16 protein-coding genes and 1 pseudogene are annotated in these 15,990 nt (G+C 66.3%); 10 read left to right on the top strand and 7 right to left on the bottom strand.

The features are described 5' to 3' along the window. Positions 1 to 227: pseudogene (locus CEX87_RS27785) on the top strand (hypothetical protein); the annotation flags it as partial. Between the two features lie 1,070 nt (positions 228 to 1,297). On the opposite strand, the gene CEX87_RS25705 reads toward CEX87_RS27785, so the two are convergent. Together CEX87_RS25705 and CEX87_RS25700 are read right to left on the bottom strand one after the other, a co-directional pair. Further along, complete coding sequence (locus CEX87_RS25705; RefSeq protein ID WP_233151525.1) at positions 1,298 to 2,116, bottom strand: hypothetical protein; 819 nt, start codon at positions 2,114 to 2,116, stop codon at positions 1,298 to 1,300. A 299-nt stretch (positions 2,117 to 2,415) separates the two neighbouring features. After that, a complete protein-coding gene (locus tag CEX87_RS25700; protein ID WP_094289706.1) occupies positions 2,416 to 2,829 on the bottom strand; it encodes a type VII secretion target in 414 nt (137 codons plus the stop codon). Between the two features lie 307 nt (positions 2,830 to 3,136). Here CEX87_RS25700 and CEX87_RS25695 point away from each other — a divergent pair, with 307 nt between their 5' ends. Beyond that, entirely contained in the window at positions 3,137 to 3,802 is a 666-nt protein-coding gene (locus tag CEX87_RS25695; protein WP_094289700.1) for an O-methyltransferase, read from the top strand. Here the strand turns inward: CEX87_RS25695 and CEX87_RS25690 are convergent, their stop codons facing one another. After that, positions 3,803 to 4,474 carry an IclR family transcriptional regulator gene (locus tag CEX87_RS25690; RefSeq protein ID WP_064424771.1) on the bottom strand — a complete coding sequence of 224 codons (672 nt, stop codon included), beginning with the start codon at positions 4,472 to 4,474 and terminating at the stop codon, positions 3,803 to 3,805. A gap of 66 nt (positions 4,475 to 4,540) precedes the next feature. Between CEX87_RS25690 and CEX87_RS25685 the strand changes: the two genes are divergently transcribed. The 5 genes from CEX87_RS25685 (at position 4,541) to CEX87_RS25665 (ending at position 8,242) form a co-directional block, all read left to right on the top strand. Beyond that, positions 4,541 to 5,878 (top strand): FAD-binding oxidoreductase, encoded by a 1,338-nt coding sequence (locus tag CEX87_RS25685; protein WP_094289698.1) that lies wholly within the window; start codon positions 4,541 to 4,543, stop codon positions 5,876 to 5,878. A 1-nt stretch (position 5,879) separates the two neighbouring features. Further along, on the top strand, positions 5,880 to 6,653 hold the full coding sequence (locus tag CEX87_RS25680; RefSeq protein ID WP_094289696.1) for a DAPG hydrolase family protein: 774 nt from the start codon (positions 5,880 to 5,882) through the stop codon (positions 6,651 to 6,653). 25 nt (positions 6,654 to 6,678) lie between these two features. Then, positions 6,679 to 7,191 (top strand): MBOE_33420 family protein, encoded by a 513-nt coding sequence (locus CEX87_RS25675; protein WP_094289694.1) that lies wholly within the window; start codon positions 6,679 to 6,681, stop codon positions 7,189 to 7,191. A 37-nt stretch (positions 7,192 to 7,228) separates the two neighbouring features. Continuing rightward, complete coding sequence (locus CEX87_RS25670; RefSeq protein WP_094289692.1) at positions 7,229 to 7,636, top strand: SRPBCC family protein; 408 nt, start codon at positions 7,229 to 7,231, stop codon at positions 7,634 to 7,636. An 84-nt stretch (positions 7,637 to 7,720) separates the two neighbouring features. Continuing rightward, positions 7,721 to 8,242, top strand: coding sequence for an MBOE_33420 family protein (locus CEX87_RS25665; protein ID WP_463605572.1), 522 nt, complete (start codon positions 7,721 to 7,723; stop codon positions 8,240 to 8,242). A gap of 49 nt (positions 8,243 to 8,291) precedes the next feature. Here the strand turns inward: CEX87_RS25665 and ilvD are convergent, their stop codons facing one another. Next, positions 8,292 to 10,022, bottom strand: a complete 1,731-nt coding sequence (gene ilvD / locus CEX87_RS25660; protein WP_094289690.1) for a dihydroxy-acid dehydratase — start codon at positions 10,020 to 10,022, stop codon at positions 8,292 to 8,294. An 80-nt stretch (positions 10,023 to 10,102) separates the two neighbouring features. Here ilvD and CEX87_RS25655 point away from each other — a divergent pair, with 80 nt between their 5' ends. Next, entirely contained in the window at positions 10,103 to 10,720 is a 618-nt protein-coding gene (locus CEX87_RS25655; protein ID WP_064428078.1) for a DUF305 domain-containing protein, read from the top strand. Between the two features lie 2 nt (positions 10,721 to 10,722). Continuing rightward, a complete protein-coding gene (gene ricR / locus CEX87_RS25650; RefSeq protein ID WP_064400025.1) occupies positions 10,723 to 11,013 on the top strand; it encodes a copper-sensing transcriptional repressor RicR in 291 nt (96 codons plus the stop codon). On the opposite strand, the gene CEX87_RS25645 is transcribed toward ricR, so the two are convergent. After that, positions 11,010 to 11,303, bottom strand: a complete 294-nt coding sequence (locus CEX87_RS25645) for an MTH1187 family thiamine-binding protein (RefSeq protein WP_064400024.1) — start codon at positions 11,301 to 11,303, stop codon at positions 11,010 to 11,012. The genes ricR and CEX87_RS25645 overlap by 4 nt on opposite strands. A 222-nt stretch (positions 11,304 to 11,525) precedes the next feature. Here CEX87_RS25645 and CEX87_RS25640 point away from each other — a divergent pair, with 222 nt between their 5' ends. Next, positions 11,526 to 12,587, top strand: a complete 1,062-nt coding sequence (locus tag CEX87_RS25640; RefSeq protein ID WP_094289688.1) for a L,D-transpeptidase — start codon at positions 11,526 to 11,528, stop codon at positions 12,585 to 12,587. 53 nt (positions 12,588 to 12,640) lie between these two features. Here the strand turns inward: CEX87_RS25640 and CEX87_RS25635 are convergent, their stop codons facing one another. Together CEX87_RS25635 and CEX87_RS25630 are read right to left on the bottom strand one after the other, a co-directional pair. Then, positions 12,641 to 14,644 (bottom strand): M13 family metallopeptidase, encoded by a 2,004-nt coding sequence (locus CEX87_RS25635; protein WP_094289686.1) that lies wholly within the window; start codon positions 14,642 to 14,644, stop codon positions 12,641 to 12,643. Further along, positions 14,641 to 15,954 (bottom strand): glycosyltransferase, encoded by a 1,314-nt coding sequence (locus CEX87_RS25630; protein ID WP_064400021.1) that lies wholly within the window; start codon positions 15,952 to 15,954, stop codon positions 14,641 to 14,643. Before CEX87_RS25630 ends, CEX87_RS25635 begins: the two co-directional genes overlap by 4 nt. Positions 15,955 to 15,990 lie beyond the last annotated feature (36 nt).

Raw genomic sequence — 15,990 nt, 5'->3', positions numbered from 1 at the left:
GCGGGGGAGTGGGTGGCGGGCCGAGCGGTACGGGTGGAGTGGGCGCACCGCCTGGTGAGGGAAGCGGCGCGACGGGCGCTTGGCCGGTCGTCGTCGGGCCCGCGGCGGGCGGGGCTGTGGTCTGGGAGGGTGTTGTCGGCGGGGTGTCCGAAATGGGGGGAAGATTGGACGGCTGCATGGCCGATGCGGCAATCGGCGCGGATTGCGGTGGCGGAATCGGTGCTTGAGCAACAGCTTTGGCGGCCGATTCGGCCATGGTCGACTGGAAGTCGGTCATTGGCGTCTGAGTCGGTGTGGCGGCTGCGGGATTGACAGTGCTCGGCGTGCTTGGCGAGGTGGGCGTAGACGGTGTGGTTGGGACCGACGGCGCAGATGTTCCACCACTCGATAGAGGGCTGGTTGGAGCGCTCATGCGCGGAGGTGCGGGTGTTGTGGGACCGGTTGGGGCGGCCGGGATTCCGGGGGCAATGGGATCTGACGGACCTGCACCTCTTGGTATAACAGGCGAATTAGCGACACCTCCGGAAGGTGCCTCAGGGCTGTAAGTCGGTTCGAAAACCTTGTCGCCACCGGGCATCTTGGTAGGAAGTTCGGCACCAGCTGTCGGCGCCACCGGGGAGTACTTGCCGTGCGGCGTCGGAGAAATACTGGGCGGAGGTGCGAGTGGAGCTGCCCCGGTGTCAATTCCGGCGTTGGCGCTTTCAGGGACATAGCGATTACCCACGGGGACGATCTCAGGGCTATTCTTCTGCTCAGCGCCATGAAGAAAAGAGACATCGTCCGTCGGTGATTTCGTGGGTCGGTCTGACTTCGTGCTAGCTATTCTGGCCGCTGCTGATGTCACCGTCACCAAGTTCTCTGCGCGAACGGCTGCAATACCTTGATTTATCGCAGCGGCCTTTGCATCGTCCGGGATGTCGCTGCGCCCGCGTATCCAATCGAGGATCGTATTGGCCGTTTCGACTCTGTCGGCGATTTCACTCTTCGCGGCGGCCGTCGCCGCTGCGCTGTTCTTGTAGAGGCTCGCAGCCGCGTCTAAGTCCCGTTTAATGACTTCCAAGGCGCCTATCCGCCTGTCGAGTGATGAGGTGGCTGCGCTTGCCGCACCACCGCACCAGGTGCCTACGCCATCGAACGACCGTGACCGTTCGCGATTGAGTGCGTCTAGCTGGTCCCCGAGGGAAGTCGATACACGGTCGAAAGCGCGTGCGGATTCTCCAAGAATGTCTTCGTCGACTTCTGGCCACCTAGGTGGTGCTGTGAGGGTATAAGGGTCGTGCGGCCGAAGGGATCCCATTCACGCCCCGGCCGCTTTACATGCTTCATAAATGATCGACGTGCTCCGATAAGAGGCGGAGTCTAAGTAAACGTCCGACGGCGTATACGTCGGCAACGCTTGTGCGAACGCGCGACGGTACTGTGCCGCGACAACAGCGAAGTCTTGCAAGACTGGGTTCGATGACTTCTCGCCGAGTTTGTAAACGTCGTCCGCGAATTTGTTCATGACGGACACGACTGACTCAGCGGCTGCGCGATGTTCCGGTGGCCATTCGCTTACCGGCGTATTGGTGTCCACTGCCTGCCATGCCGTCGTGTCGGCGTTGAACTCGTTGAGGAGTCTTACCCACTCCCCGCAGGTATCGTCGGCGTCCGGCATGAAAATTTGCGGTTTGCTGGGGTCCGAAACTTGCGCGACTCTTCGTGGTGGAGGGGGGACTTCGATAAGGGGCGCCCGTGCTTCAGCCGATCCGTTCGAAATCGCGGAGCAGATATACACGAGGACCGTAGAAGTCGTAATCATTACACCAGCGAGATGATTGTCCGATGGAGTGTAGGCGGGTATGGCATCGCTGTATGCCCGGGCGTATGCGATGAATTGTTCGTACAGCTCGCGCATGACCCGATGATTTGTTAACCGTGCCAATGTCACCGTTTGGTCGGCAGCTTTGCGTGCAGCCTCTGCGACCCGGTCATAAGTAGCGCGTTGCTCAGGAGACCAGCCTGAAGCTGGAATGCCGGCATCTCGGTCACTCCAGCCCGTTTTCTGAACGTCCACAAAAGTCTGATTGATCGGTCCCCAAGCAGCGCAGCTCGGGTCCTCGGTAATGATGTTCACGGGACCGGTGTCGTCGGCGCTCGCTAGACCGAAGGTCTCTCCCGATGGAGTCGGGTCATCCCCGCCTCCACTGTCTGAGGTCACCGAAATCGTCACTGCCACAGTGACTCCGATGACGGCTAACAGCGCTACACCGCCGAGCAGCCACTTCCAGACGTCGCCGCGCTTCTTCGGCGGCGGGCCCGCCGGCCACTGCTGTTGCCACGGCGGCTGCTGCGGAGGCGGACCATACGGCCCCGAATATCCCTGTGGCGGACCGGGATTACCCGGTGGCGGACCCCCGGGCGGTGGCGGAAAACTCACAGCGCGGACCCCAGTCCCTCCCCGACTGAAGTCGTCGAGTCCGAGGCTGGCATCGACCCCAAGGCGGCACCCGACACACCGCCGACCGCGCCGCCCGCCCCAGCCGCATCACTGATCGATTCGACGCGCTTGCGTATGTCCTCGGCGATCTGCCGGTCAACCGCGTCATAGGTGTTGGCGGCGTTGACGACGTTCTGCGCATACTTCGCCAACTCCGCCTTAACGACCGGCAGCTGCGCGATCGCCGGGTCGACCACTTCATTCACCTTGGCAGCGATCGCCGTCGACAAAGCATCTTCACCCGCCGGCTTGAACGAAGCCGGCGGCTCGGGGATGGCATCCGCGACCGCACGCAACCGCCCACCGGCTTCGAGCACCAGGTCGGTATCGATTCGCAGCGTCTCAGTCATCGTCATTCCGCGCACGGATCAGCGTCGCGCCGATCGGTTGGCATGCCCCCTCAGGCGTCACCCGGCAAATGCTACCCGACCCCCAACACCACCCACCGCGCCAATTCTCACCACGCGCGAGCACCCGTTTTGCCGCAGATTCCCAAGCCCGACACCTTCCTCGAGGCTCCCTGCCACGCACGACGAGTTACCGACCGGCGCCGCGTTTGGCCCGAACCGTCACCGCACAACCGGACACGGCCACACCTCCAGCAAACCCCGACTACGCCCGTCGCCGCCCAGAAGCGCTTCCGCTATCGTTCCGCAGATGTCCGACCCCGACTCGAAGACGCTCGACGAGCTTTTCAACCGCATCCTGCACACCGAGGACGACGCCTTGCGCGCCGCGCGCGAGTCCGGCAACGCCGCGGGCATGCCTCCCATCGAGGTGTCCGGCCAACACGGCAAGCTTCTCTATCTATTGGCGTCGCTGTCCTCGGCCACCCGCGTCCTGGAGATCGGCACCCTTGCCGGCTACAGCACCATCAACCTCGCCCGCGGCGTCGGGCCGGACGGCCACGTCGTCACCTTGGAGTACGACCCCAAGCATGCCGACATCGCCAAGGAAAACTTCGTCCGCGCGGGCGTACAGAATCGCATCGAGATCATCGTCGGCGCAGCCCTCGACACACTGCCGATGCTGGCCGACCGCGGCGACGTCTTCGATCTGGCCTTCATCGACGCCGACAAGGAGAACAACGTCGCCTACGTCGAGTGGGCCATCAAACTTGGCAAGCCAGGCTCAATCATCGTGGTGGACAACATCGCTCGATTCGGCCGTGTACTCGAGCCGGCAGCCGATGACGCCCAAGCCCGCGCCGTGCGCGAGATGCTCGAGATGATGGGCGACCATCCGCAACTGGAAACCGCCGCGATCCAGACCGTCGGGCTCAAAGGCTGGGACGGCTTCGCCGTCGCCCGCATCGTCGAATAGTCATCTCGACCAGGGCGCCGTCGCGGCCGCGGCCTTCAGCGCGCTGACAATCCGATCCTCGTGGGTCGCGAACCGTTCGGTCGGCGCGGGCACCGAGATGGCGACGACGTGTCCGCCGGCGGTACGCCCGGCCACACCGGCGGCCGAAATGCCGACGGTGTGCTCGTCACGGTCGAACGCCACCTCGGTCGACCCGTTCAACAGCGCCGTCGCCGCCTTGCCGTTGGCCGTCGATTCCAGCGGAAAGCGCATGCCGACCGCCGACACCGCGCGCAGCCGATGGGCCGATTCCAGCTGGTCGATGAACAACATCTCGCCGCCCCGCAGCACCGACAGATCGACTGTCTCCTCGGTGGTTGTCGCGACCTGCTCGAGCGTCGGGCGGAACAACGCTGCCAGTCCCGCTACGTCGGCGCTTCCGAGGCCGAGCAGCCGATCCCCGAGCGAGAACCGGCCCTGGTCGTCGACCGCCGCAAAGCCGACTTCCACCAATCCGACGAGCAGTCGGCGCGCCGTCGACTTAGCCAGGCCCAGCTGAGCGCCTAGATCCACCAGCCGCAGGCGGCCGGGTGCCGCCGCGATCTCGTCCAGGGCGGCTGCTGCGCGCCGCAGCACCTGAATGCCGTCTTCCCGCCCCGCATCGGTTCGTTCATTTGGGTCCGGACGAGTCACGCCCTCACTATATTGATCCGCATACCGGTTCACAAAGATTCGGTATACGGACCAAGGAGGTCCCCGATGCCACTCCCATCTGGTCGTTCCTTCACCCGCTCCGACGGCGGATACGAGGCTGCCCGGTGCGCGACCGTCTGGAATGCGCGCACCCCGGCCCGCTATCCCGAAGTGGTGGTACAAGCCGCAGACGTCGATGACGTCGTCGCCGCGCTGCGCTATGCGGCTGCACACGACCTCCAAGTCGGCGTCCGCTCGGGCGGTCACAGTTGGGCGGGCAATCACGTGCGCGACGGCGGCATGCTGCTCGACGTCAGTCGCCTGGACGACTGCACCATCGACGCCGAGCGCATGACCGCGGTCGTCGGGCCCGGAAAAGGCGGCAGCCTGCTGGCCGCGGACCTGGAGGCACAGAACCTGTTCTTCCCGGCCGGACATTGCAAGGGCGTGTGCGTCGGCGGATACCTGCTGCAGGGCGGATATGGCTGGAACAGCCGCATTCTCGGACCGGCATGCGAAAGCGTCATCGGACTGGATGTGGTGACCGCCGACGGTGAGCGGATCCACTGCAGTCCGGACAGCCACCCCGAGATGTACTGGGCGGCACGAGGTTCAGGGCCCGGATTCTTCGGTGTGGTGACCGCGTTCCACCTCAAGCTGTATGCGCGCCCCGCCATCTGCGGCAGCAGCCTCTATGTGTATCCGATCGAGTTTGTTGACGAGATCTTCACCTGGGCCAGGGCGATCAGCGCCGACGTCGACCGACGGGTGGAGCTGCAGATCGTCGCGTCGAAAAGCGTGCCCGGCGCCGGAATCGAGCAGCCCGGGATCGTCATGGCGTCACCGGTGTTCGCGGATTCGGAAGACGAAGCGTCGCAAGCGTTGGCGCTGCTCGATACCTGCCCGGTGCGCGACCGGGCCGTCGTCGCGGTCCCATACGCGCCCGCCGACCTCGCGACTTGGTACGCGGGGGTGATGAGCAACTATCCGACCGGCTACCGCTACGCCGCCGACAACATGTGGACGTCGGCATCCGCGGACGACCTGCTGCCCGGGATCCGCCGCATCATCGACACCCTGCCCCCGCACCCGTCGCATTTCCTGTGGTTGAACTGGGGCCCTTCGCCGGCCCGCCAGGACATGGCGTACAGCCTCGAGGACGACATCTACCTTGCCTTGTACACGGTGTGGCGCGACGCCGCCGACGACGATCGTTACGCGAACTGGGCCTGCTCGAACATGGCGGCCATGGCGCATCTGGCCACCGGCATCCAACTCGCTGACGAGAACCTCGGACAGCGGCCGGCCCGATTCGCCACCGACGACGCGATGGCCCGCCTCGACCGCGTGCGCGCGCAGTACGACCCCGACGGGCGGTTCCACAGATGGATGGGCAGGGTGTGACATGAAGTCCTACCTCGGTTACCGCGATGATGACATCGACGTCGAGTTCGCGGCGTTCTACAACCCCGAGATGTCGGCTCTTCCACGACATGTCGTCGAGGCATTGGAGCACGGCCCTCAGGCCGAGCCGACACTTCCGGCGTTCGACGATCTCGTCGCGATGCGCGTCGACGGATACCAACAGACCGAGAACGGATACGGCGTTCTGCGTGACGGCGGCATTCAGGTGTCGGTTCGCACCGACATGCCCGGCGTCACACCGGCCATGTGGGACTGGTGGTTCGGGTGGCACGGCCACGACTCACGCCGCTACAAACTGTGGCATCCCCGCGCGCACGTGTCCGCCCGGTGGGACGACGGCGGCGGTGAAGGCGGGTACGTCGGTCGGACATCTCTAGTGGAGGAGTACCTCGGCTCGTCCTTCACCCGGCCTGCGATCCGGTTCGTGCAGCCGTCCGAGCTGGGCCTGGGCGACCTGAGCGACGGTGTGGCGATCTGCGCGCGGCTCGGATCGGGCGACATTCCTGTCGATGTCGGCTGGCTGGTGCACCAGGTCCGCGGGACACCGGACGGCGCCGAGATGCGTTCGCGGTTCTGGATGGGAGGCAGGCATGTCGGCGTTCGGCGCGGTAATCGATTGACTGACAGGGTAATTCGTCCGGTCGCGGCGCGACAGCTTCCGGATCCGCGCGACTTGATGGTGCACTGCGCGCAGGAGATGAACCACCTCGCCGGATTCCTGCCCGAACTCTTAGATCGATTCTCCGGGCACTGATCGTCTCGACGTGCTACCCAGTCCTATGTCGAAAACGTTGCCGGCAGCCGTCTTTGCCGCCGCAGCCGTGGTCGTGGCGCCCGTCGCATACGCGGACCGCGCCGAACCGCCGCCGCTGTACGGGTTCTACGACGTCTTCATCGACTTCTCGAAGCAGACGTTCAACGGCCGGCCGACGCCGATGAACCCGATCAACGTACCCGTCGACTTGACGACTCGTTGCGACGTCGACGGGTGTGTGGCGCGCTGGAACAACGAGGACGACCATGCCCGCAACCCGGGCGCTCCGCTGGTCTACGAATACCGGTGGACCGGCGACCGTTGGTCGACAAGCGGTGAGTATCCCTACATGTGCGATCGCCACGACCCGGGCAGCGCCGTGAACGCCACCCGCTCGGACTACCTGATGCCCAACCCCGACGGCAGCTTCTCCGGGGAGCGGACCCTCGTCATCGAGGGGGCCGGGTGCCCGGGAGAAGGTCCGGGCACCCACTGGCTGCCCTTCTCTCTGACTCCCATCGATCCACCGCCCACCTAGTCGTTTAGCGCGCCACCGACCGGGGCATCAGCCAGAGATGGACTTCGGATTCCGACGCGGGATGCCGACGGTGGAATTACTCAGCGACGCTGCCCCCGAAGCCGTGTGGGACGTCATCACCGACCTCGACACGTGGCCGAAGTGGGGTCCGACCGTGTCGGGCGCCGAACTGGACGAGGGCGGCGCCATGCACCTCGGCTCACAAGGCAGGGTGTTCACGCCGGTCGGTGTGGCGCTGCCGTTCACCGTCACCGAATTCCGCCCCGGCCGCTGCTGGGCGTGGAAGGTCGCAGGCGTCGGCGCAACGCGCCATGAGGTGATTGCTGAAAACGGCGGATCCCGCATCGTGTTCGGCGTGCCGTGGTGGGCGACCGCGTACCTTCCTGTGTGTGCGATCGCCCTGCCGCGCATAGCCTGGCTGGCGTCCGCGCGCGGAACCCGCTGATTCCGCGACATCCGACGCTGCTCTGTGTTATCCAGAGCCCCTAGAGTTCTCAGTCCGCCGAGGGCTCCGGTCGAAGGAGCTCCGGTGAAGTCGAAAGCATTGTCCGTCGCCGTGGGCCTCGGCTGCAGCGCAGTGGCACTGGCACCTCTGGCCATCGCCGACCGCCCCGAGCCGGTACCGATCTACGGCTACTACAACGCTCTACTCGATCACGCGAGACAGACGTTCAACGGTGCACCGGCTTCGGCGGGTCCGGCCACCCAGCTCGGCCTCTTCACCACGCACTGCGACGTCAACGGCTGCCTCTCCCGCTGGTTGAGGGAGACGGAAATCTCCCAAGACCCGAACGCGCCAGCGCAATTCGAATACCGGTGGAACGGTGACCGGTGGGAGTCCGCCGATGACTACCCCTTCTACTGCAATCCCGACGGAAGCGGCGGCACCGTGACGACGCAGCGTTCGGACTGGCTCAAGCCCAACGGCGACGGCAGCTTCTCCGGTGAGCGCACATTTACCGTGCCCGCACCGGGATGCCCGGGCAAGGGGCCCGGCACGTACTGGCTGCCCATCACGCTGACTCCGACCGATCCTCCGCCGCCTCGATAGCGCACTCGAGCAGCCAGCGCTCGTGAAGCCAGCGCTCGTGAAGCCAGCGCTATCCGCAGACCGCGCCGACGGCTGCCGATCCGACCAGCTTGGTGTACTTGGCCAGCACGCCGGTCGTGTATCGCGGTGGCAGCGGCTCGAAACCGGCCTTGCGGGACTCGAACTCGGCGGGATCGACGAGGATGTCGAGAGTGCCGTTGGCGACGTCGAGCCGGATGCGGTCACCGTCGCGGACAAATGCGATCGGCCCACCGTCGACGGCCTCCGGCGCGATATGGCCCACACACAGGCCCGTCGTGCCGCCGGAGAACCGTCCGTCGGTCATCAACAGCACATCCTTGCCCAAACCGGCGCCCTTGATCGCGCCGGTGATCGCCAGCATCTCGCGCATCCCCGGCCCGCCCTTTGGGCCTTCGTACCGGATCACGACGACGTCGCCGTGTGTGATCGTCCCGTCTTCCAGCGCGTCCAGCGCCGCCCGCTCGCGTTCGAAAACCCTTGCTGTGCCCTCGAACACGTCCGAGTCGAAGCCTGCCGACTTCACCACCGCGCCCTCGGGCGCCAGCGAACCGTGCAGGATCGTGATGCCGCCGGTCGGGTGGATCGGGTTGTTCATCGCCCGCAGCACCTTGCCGTCCGGGTCCGGGGGAGCGATGTGCGCCAGGTTCTCGGCCATCGTCTGACCCGTCACCGTCAGGCAATTGCCGTGCAGCAGACCGGCATCGAGCAGCGCGCGCATCACGACGGGCACACCGCCGATCTCGTCGACGTGCTTCATCACGTGCCGGCCGAACGGCTTCACATCGGCCAAGTGCGGCACCTTCTGGCCGACCCGCGTGAAATCCTCCAGGGTCAGCTTGACATTGGCCTCACTGGCGATCGCGAGCAGGTGCAGCACCGCGTTGGTCGAACCGCCGAACGCCATCACCACCGCGATGGCGTTATCGAACGCCTCCTTGGTCAGGATGTCGCGGGCGGTGATGCCGCGGCGCAGCATCTCGACGACGGCCTCACCGGAGCGGCGGGCGAAGTCTTCGCGGCGCTGGTCGATGGCCACCGGAGATGCGCTGCCGGGCAACGACATTCCGAGAGCCTCGGCGGCTGAGGCCATGGTGTTGGCGGTGTACATGCCGCCGCAGGCGCCCTCGCCCGGGCAGATGGCACGCTCGATGATGTCGACGTCCTCACGCGACATCAGCCCGCGTGCGCACGCTCCGACCGCTTCGAAGGCGTCGATGATCGTGACTTCCTTCTCGGTCCCGTCGGTCAGCTTGGCCGTGCCCGGCATGATCGAGCCGTTGTAGAAGAACACCGACGCCAGATCCAGCCGCGCCGCTGCCATCAACATGCCGGGGATCGACTTGTCGCAACCGGCCAGCAGCACGGTGCCGTCGAGGCGCTCGGCCTGCACGACGGTCTCGACGCTGTCGGCGATAACCTCGCGCGACACCAGCGAGAAATGCATGCCCTCGTGGCCCATGGAGATGCCGTCGGACACCGAGATGGTCCCGAACTCCAGCGGGAAGCCGCCGGCGGCGTGCACGCCGCCCTTGACCGACTGCGCGAGTCGCTGCAGCGACATGTTGCACGGCGTGATCTCGTTCCACGACGATCCGACGCCGATCTGGGGTTTGGCCCAGTCGTCGTCGCCCATGCCAACCGCGCGCAGCATCCCGCGGGCGGCGGCCTTCTCCAGGCCGTCGGTGACGTCGCGACTGCGAGGCTTTATGTCGGGCTCCGCCTGACGGCGGGCGTCGGTGCCGGGAGTTTCTGAGGGCATCGAACAAGTATGCCTCCGGTGTTTTGCCCCGGCCAAACCGTTATCTATACCCCGGTGGGGTATCCGGTACCATCGGGTTCATGACGTCGCTGATCGCTCGCCTCACCGCCATCCTGGTCGCCCTCGCCACCGCGATGTTGCTCACATCGTGCACGAGCAGCCCGGCCTCTGACGGACACACCGACCACGAGCATTCCGACGAACCGGTGATCAGCGGTCAACCGGCCGGCTACAACGCCGACGATGTCGCGTTTGCGAAGAACATGATTCCGCACCACGAGCAGGCCGTCGAACTGTCGGCGATGGTTCCGGACCGTTCCACGAATCCGGAGGTGAAGGCGCTGGCCGACCAGATCTCGAAGGCTCAGGAGCCCGAGATCCGCACCATGCAGGTGCTGCTCGTCCAGTGGCAGGAGAACCCCGACGCCGATACCGGCCGGGGCGGGCACGAGGGCCACGGCGGCGCGATGCCGGGCATGGTCGACGACGCCACCATGGCCAAGCTTCAAACACTCTCGGGCCCCGAGTTCGACACCCTGTGGCTGCAGTCGATGATCGCCCACCACCAGGGTGCGATCGACATGGCCCGCGCGGAACTCGCCAACGGCGAGAACGTCGACGCCAAGCGGTTGGCTCAGACCATCGTCGATACGCAGCAGGCCGAGATCGACCAGATGAATCAGATGTTGAGGGGCTGAAGATGACTACGGCGCATGGCTATTCGCAACAGAAGGAAAACTACGCCAAGAGGTTGCGTCGGATCGAGGGGCAGGTTCGCGGCATCGCGAAGATGATCGAGGACGACAAGTACTGCATCGACGTGCTCACCCAGATCAGCGCCGTCAACAGCGCGCTGCAATCGGTCGCGCTCGGCCTGCTCGACGAGCATCTCGGGCACTGCGTGGCCCAGGCGGTCGCCGAAGGCGGTGACCAGGCCGACACGAAGCTGGCCGAGGCCTCCGCCGCCATCGCGCGGCTGGTGCGCTCCTAGCCGCCCAGGGCCTCGTCGATCCGCCTGACCTTCGCCGTCAGCTGATCGGTGTGGCCGGGGCGGATGTCGGCCTTGAGCACCAGGCTCACCCGCGGTGCGGCCGCGGCCACCGCGTCGACGGCCCTCTTCACGACGTCCATCACCTCGTCCCAGTCGCCCTCGATGTTGGTGAACATCGCGTTGGTCTCGTTCGGAAGCCCCGACTCGCGAACCACCTTGACCGCGTCGGCGACCGCGTCGCCCACGCTGTCGTCGCCGCCTGTCGGGCTCACGCTGAAAGCCACAATCATGCGACCAGCCTGCCACCGGCAGGCCCGATCGAGTCATGCCTGCTGCCGGCAGACCGAGCGATCCGGTAGCTGCTGTTAACAGTGAGCGCCCATGACCGATGAACAATGCAGGTCACGAGTGTGGATTGAGCGTTTGCCCAAGATGAAGGGGCCCGCCAATGGCCGGGGACGCCCGAGGCGTTATGCCACACTGGTTGGAGTTCTGCGACTGGGAGGTTGTGTATGCGCAGGGTAAAGCGCAGTCGGCTGCTCACTGCGATAGCGGCGGCGAGCGTCGTCGGGGGGATGCTCGCAAGCCCGTCAGCACTCGCTCAGCCGGGTGTTCCGCCGCCACCACCGCCGGCGCCGGTCGATCCGGCCGTCGCCGCGGCGCCGCCACCCGCACCGGTATTCCCGCCGCCTCCGCCGCCACCGGCGGACCCGTTCGCCGCACCAGCGCCACCGGCCCCAGCTGCCGAGGCTCCGCCGCCTCCGCCGCCGTCGAACCCGTTCTTCGCCCCGCCCGATCCGCTGGCTCAGCAGCAGCCGATTCCGGAGGGCACCCCGGCCGGACAGAATCCGACGCCGTATGTCGGCGCACCGGTGTTCGCGCCGCCGTCCTTCAACCCGACCAACGGTTCGATCGTCGGCGCCGCCAAGCCGATCTACATCAACTTCCAGCGGCCGATCGCCAACCGCAAGATGGCCGAGGACGCGATCCACATCTCGTCGGTGCCGCCCGTTCCCGGCCGGTTCTACTGGACCAGTGACACCCAGGTGCGGTGGCGTCCACAGGATTTCTGGCCCGCGGGCACGAAGGTCAACATCGACGCTTCGGGCACCAAATCCAGCTTCACCGTGCCCGAACAGCTCGTCGCGACTATCGACAACGACACGCTGCAGATGCAGGTGCACCGCAACGGCGAACTCGAGAAGACGTTCCCGGTGTCGATGGGCAAGAAGGGCCACGACACCAAGAACGGCACCTATTACGTGCTGGAGAAGTTCGCCGACATCGTGATGGACTCGTCGACGTACGGCGTGCCCGTGGACTCACCCGAGGGCTACAAGCTCAAGGTGAAGGACGCGGTGCGCATCGACAACAGCGGCGTCTTCGTGCACAGCGCCCCGTGGTCAGTCGGTTCTCAGGGCGAGAGCAACGTCAGCCACGGCTGTATCAACCTGAGCCCGGCCAACGCGAAGTGGTTCTTCGACAACTTCGGCAGCGGTGACGCCGTGGTGATCAAGAACTCGACCGGTATCTACAACCAGCCCGACGGCGCATCCGACTGGCAGATGTTCTAAGGCGGTTTGGGTGTAGTTGGTCGCGGTGAGCGCGACCAACTACACCGAAATCCCTAGTTCCAGATGTGTACTCGCTGTTCGGGTTCCAGGTAGAGCGCGTCGTCCTCGGTGACGTCGAACGCCTCGTAGAACGCATCCATATTGCGGATGACGCCGTTGCAGCGGAACTCCGGTGGTGAGTGCGGGTCGATCGCGAGACGCCGGATCGCTTCGGCGTCACGCGATTTCGTCCGCCACACCTGAGCCCAGCCAAAGAACACCCGCTGCTCGCCGGTCAGCCCGTCGAGGACCGGCGCGGGCTCACCCTTCAGCGACAGTCGGTAGGCCAACAGCGCGATCGACAGCCCGCCGAGGTCACCGATGTTCTCGCCGACGGTGAACGCGCCGTTCACATGCGGAACAGGGGAGTGCCCGTTTCCTAACTGCCGGGGCACGTATTCGTCGTACTGCTTGATCAACTTCTTTGTGCGCGCGCCGAACTCGGTGCGGTCCTCGTCGGTCCACCAGTCGACCAGGTTGCCGTCACCGTCGTACTTGGCGCCCTGATCGTCGAACCCGTGCCCGATCTCGTGGCCGATGACCGCACCGATGCCACCGTAGTTGGCGGCGTCGTCGGCGTCGGCGTCGAAGAAGGGCGGCTGCAAAATCGCTGCGGGGAAGACGATCTCGTTCATGCCGGGGTTGTAGTAAGCGTTGACGGTCTGTGGCGTCATGAACCACTCGTCGCGGTCGACGGGCCCGCCGAGCTTGCGTAGCTCCCGCTCGTACTCGAACGCGTAGCCGCGACGGTAGTTGCCGTAGAGGTCGTCGCGCTCGATCACCAGGCCCGAATAGTCGCGCCACTTCTTCGGATATCCGATCTTCGGCGTGAACTTGTCGAGCTTGGCCAGCGCCTTCTCCCGCGTCTGCGGCGTCATCCACTCCAGCGAGTTGATGCTCACGCGGTAGGCCTCGCGGACGTTGTCCACGAGCTCGTCCATCCGCTCCTTGGCGTACGGCGGGAAATGCCGCTCCACGTAGAGCTTTCCGACCGCGTCGCCCAGCAGCCCTTCCACCACCGACACCGCGCGCTTCCACCGGTCGCGGATCTGCTCGGTGCCCGAGAGCCTGCGGCCGTAGAACGCGAAGTCCTCGGCGACGAGGTCGTCGGTCAGCAGGAAGGCGCGGGCATGGATGACGCGCCACCGCAGCCAGCTCTTCCAGTCCTCCAGGTCCCCGCCGGACCACTCGGCGGCGAACGCGGTGAGGTAGTCGGGCTGTCGCACAACGACTTCGTCCGGCCGGCTGCGGTCCCCGAAAACGTCGGTGCCCAGCCCGGACACCCAGCCGGACCAGTCGAAGCCCGGCGCTTCGGTAGGCAGGTCGGCGAAGGCGCGCAGGTTGTAGGTGAGGTCGGCGTCGCGCCGCTTGACGACGTCCCAGTGCGCGGCGGCCAGCTTGGTCTCCAACGCCACGATCCGTGCGGCGGTTTCGGCGTGATCGCCTGCGCCGTACACCAACTCGAACATCGCCGTGATGTGCTGCGGATATGCGGCGAGGATTTCGGCGTGCTGTTCGTCGCGGTAGTACGACTCGTCGGGCAGGCCCAGGCCCGACTGGGTCAGGTGCAGCAGGTAGCGCGTCGAGTCCTTGGAGTCGGTATCGACGTAGACGCCGGTTCCGCCGCCGATTCCGGTGCGCTGCAACGCGCCGAGCACGCGCGCCAGCGACTCGGGGGAGTCGGCAGCGTCGATCGCCGCCAATTCCTCGAGCAGCGGTTGCACACCCCGCGCGGCGACGGCCTGCTCGTCCATGAAGCTGGCGTACAGATCGCCGATGCGCTGCTGGTCGGTGCCCGTCTCCGCGTTCGCCGCCGCCGCCTCGGTGATCAGATCACGCACGTGTTCCTCGGCGCGGTCGTACAGCAAGCGGAACGCACCGTCGGTGGCTCGGTCGCCGGGCATCTCGTACTCGGTCAGCCAGCGACCGTTCACGTGGCCGAACAGGTCGTCTTGCGGGCGGGCGTCGGCGTCGACGTAGCTGAGGTCGATGCCGGATCTGATTGTTTCTACCGTCACCCCACCAGGGTGCCAGAACGCGCGGCCTGCTCCCCGGGTCGCTGCGGCACCGCCAGACCCGCCAGCGTCTCGGCGATGCGGTCGAAGGCGTTCTCCCCGCGGATCTCGCGGCTCAACCGGCGCGCCGCGGCGCGGTAGGCGCCGGTGCCTAGGACCGCGTCGAGCGCGCCGACGATCTCGGCGCGGTCGGGCCGTGAGGTGCCCAGGTTGATCCCGGCCCGCGCGTAGCCCACACGGGCGGCGACCTCCGGTTTGTCGGCCGAACCGCCCGCGACGATCAGGGGGATGCCATGCGAGAGCGCCTGATGCACGCCGCCGTATCCGCCGTTGGTGATCATCACGTCGACGTGTGGCAGGAGTTCGGCATAGGGCAGGAAGTCGGTGATGCGCGCGTTGGCGGGCACGGGGCCGGGAAGCGTCGTGCGCCCCTCGCGCCCGGTCGTCGCCACCACCAGCAGATCTTCGCGGTCGGCGAGCGCCTCGACCGTGGGCACGACGAGCGCGTCGAGGTCATCGTTGTCCCACGTGCCCTGGCTGACGTGGACGACCGTGCGCGATTCGCCGGCCGGATCCCACGGCAGTCCCTGCTTCTGAGCGGCGGGTTTCGGTATCACCGGGCCGGTGTAGGAGACGTTCGCGGGCAGATCGCTGCGGGGATACTCCAGCGACGGCACCGTGAACTGCAGAAGCCGGTCGGCGAGCACGGGCCAGTCCGTCAGGAACACCGGAGACGGCGGGGCGCCGACGGCGGCGAGCGCGGCGTTCAAGTCGGCACGGACGTCGCCGAACAGCACCCGGTGCGTCACCCAGGTCATCGGTTCGTAGTTGGTGTTCGAACGCGGCGCCCACGCGGTCCCGAACGGCGGCGCGTCGGCGCTCGACAGGGTCAACGGGCCGACCCCGCACACCAGGATCCACGGCCGGGGCCGGTGGCCGGTCAACAGCGGCAGGGCGCCGGTGAAGGCGACATCGCACAGCACCGCGTCGAAGTGGTCGCGCTGAAGCGCCTTACGCAACGACCAATACTGCGCAGCCAGTGGCTCGATGAACACCGAGCGCATCTCGGCGCGCCCTCGATACCAGCGGTCGAGCAACCCGGGTAGAGCACGCAAGCCGCTGTCGTCTCGCTTCGGCCGAGCCGCGTCGGGCAGCTCCAGCGCAGCCAGCCCCCGCTCGAGGACCGCATCTTCGTGTTCGGCGCCCGTCAGCACGGTCACGCGGTGACCGCGCTCTCGCAGGTCGGCGCCGACGTGCAGCAGTGGCATGACATGCCCGGGGATCGGGCTGGCGGAAATCAGGTAGTGGGCCACGCATCCCTTTCACTTCGCGGTCGCAAGCCTGCATAC

This window comes from Mycobacterium lehmannii (assembly GCF_002245535.1).
In the GTDB taxonomy this organism is placed as follows: domain Bacteria; phylum Actinomycetota; class Actinomycetes; order Mycobacteriales; family Mycobacteriaceae; genus Mycobacterium; species Mycobacterium lehmannii.
The sequence above is the reverse complement of the archived record's forward strand: the minus strand, read 5'-3'. Positions and strand labels throughout refer to the sequence as shown.

Bases quoted from the DNA above. Each gene is read 5' to 3' on its own strand.
- CEX87_RS25700 (WP_094289706.1), bottom strand. From the start codon at position 2,829: ATGACTGAGACGCTGCGAATCGATACCGACCTGGTGCTCGAAGCCGGT.
- CEX87_RS25695 (WP_094289700.1), top strand. From the start codon at position 3,137: ATGTCCGACCCCGACTCGAAGACGCTCGACGAGCTTTTCAACCGCATC.
- CEX87_RS25685 (WP_094289698.1), top strand. From the start codon at position 4,541: ATGCCACTCCCATCTGGTCGTTCCTTCACCCGCTCCGACGGCGGATAC.
- CEX87_RS25680 (WP_094289696.1), top strand. From the start codon at position 5,880: ATGAAGTCCTACCTCGGTTACCGCGATGATGACATCGACGTCGAGTTC.
- CEX87_RS25675 (WP_094289694.1), top strand. From the start codon at position 6,679: ATGTCGAAAACGTTGCCGGCAGCCGTCTTTGCCGCCGCAGCCGTGGTC.
- CEX87_RS25670 (WP_094289692.1), top strand. From the start codon at position 7,229: ATGGACTTCGGATTCCGACGCGGGATGCCGACGGTGGAATTACTCAGC.
- ilvD (WP_094289690.1), bottom strand. From the start codon at position 10,022: ATGCCCTCAGAAACTCCCGGCACCGACGCCCGCCGTCAGGCGGAGCCC.
- CEX87_RS25655 (WP_064428078.1), top strand. From the start codon at position 10,103: ATGACGTCGCTGATCGCTCGCCTCACCGCCATCCTGGTCGCCCTCGCC.
- ricR (WP_064400025.1), top strand. From the start codon at position 10,723: ATGACTACGGCGCATGGCTATTCGCAACAGAAGGAAAACTACGCCAAG.
- CEX87_RS25645 (WP_064400024.1), bottom strand. From the start codon at position 11,303: ATGATTGTGGCTTTCAGCGTGAGCCCGACAGGCGGCGACGACAGCGTG.
- CEX87_RS25640 (WP_094289688.1), top strand. From the start codon at position 11,526: ATGCGCAGGGTAAAGCGCAGTCGGCTGCTCACTGCGATAGCGGCGGCG.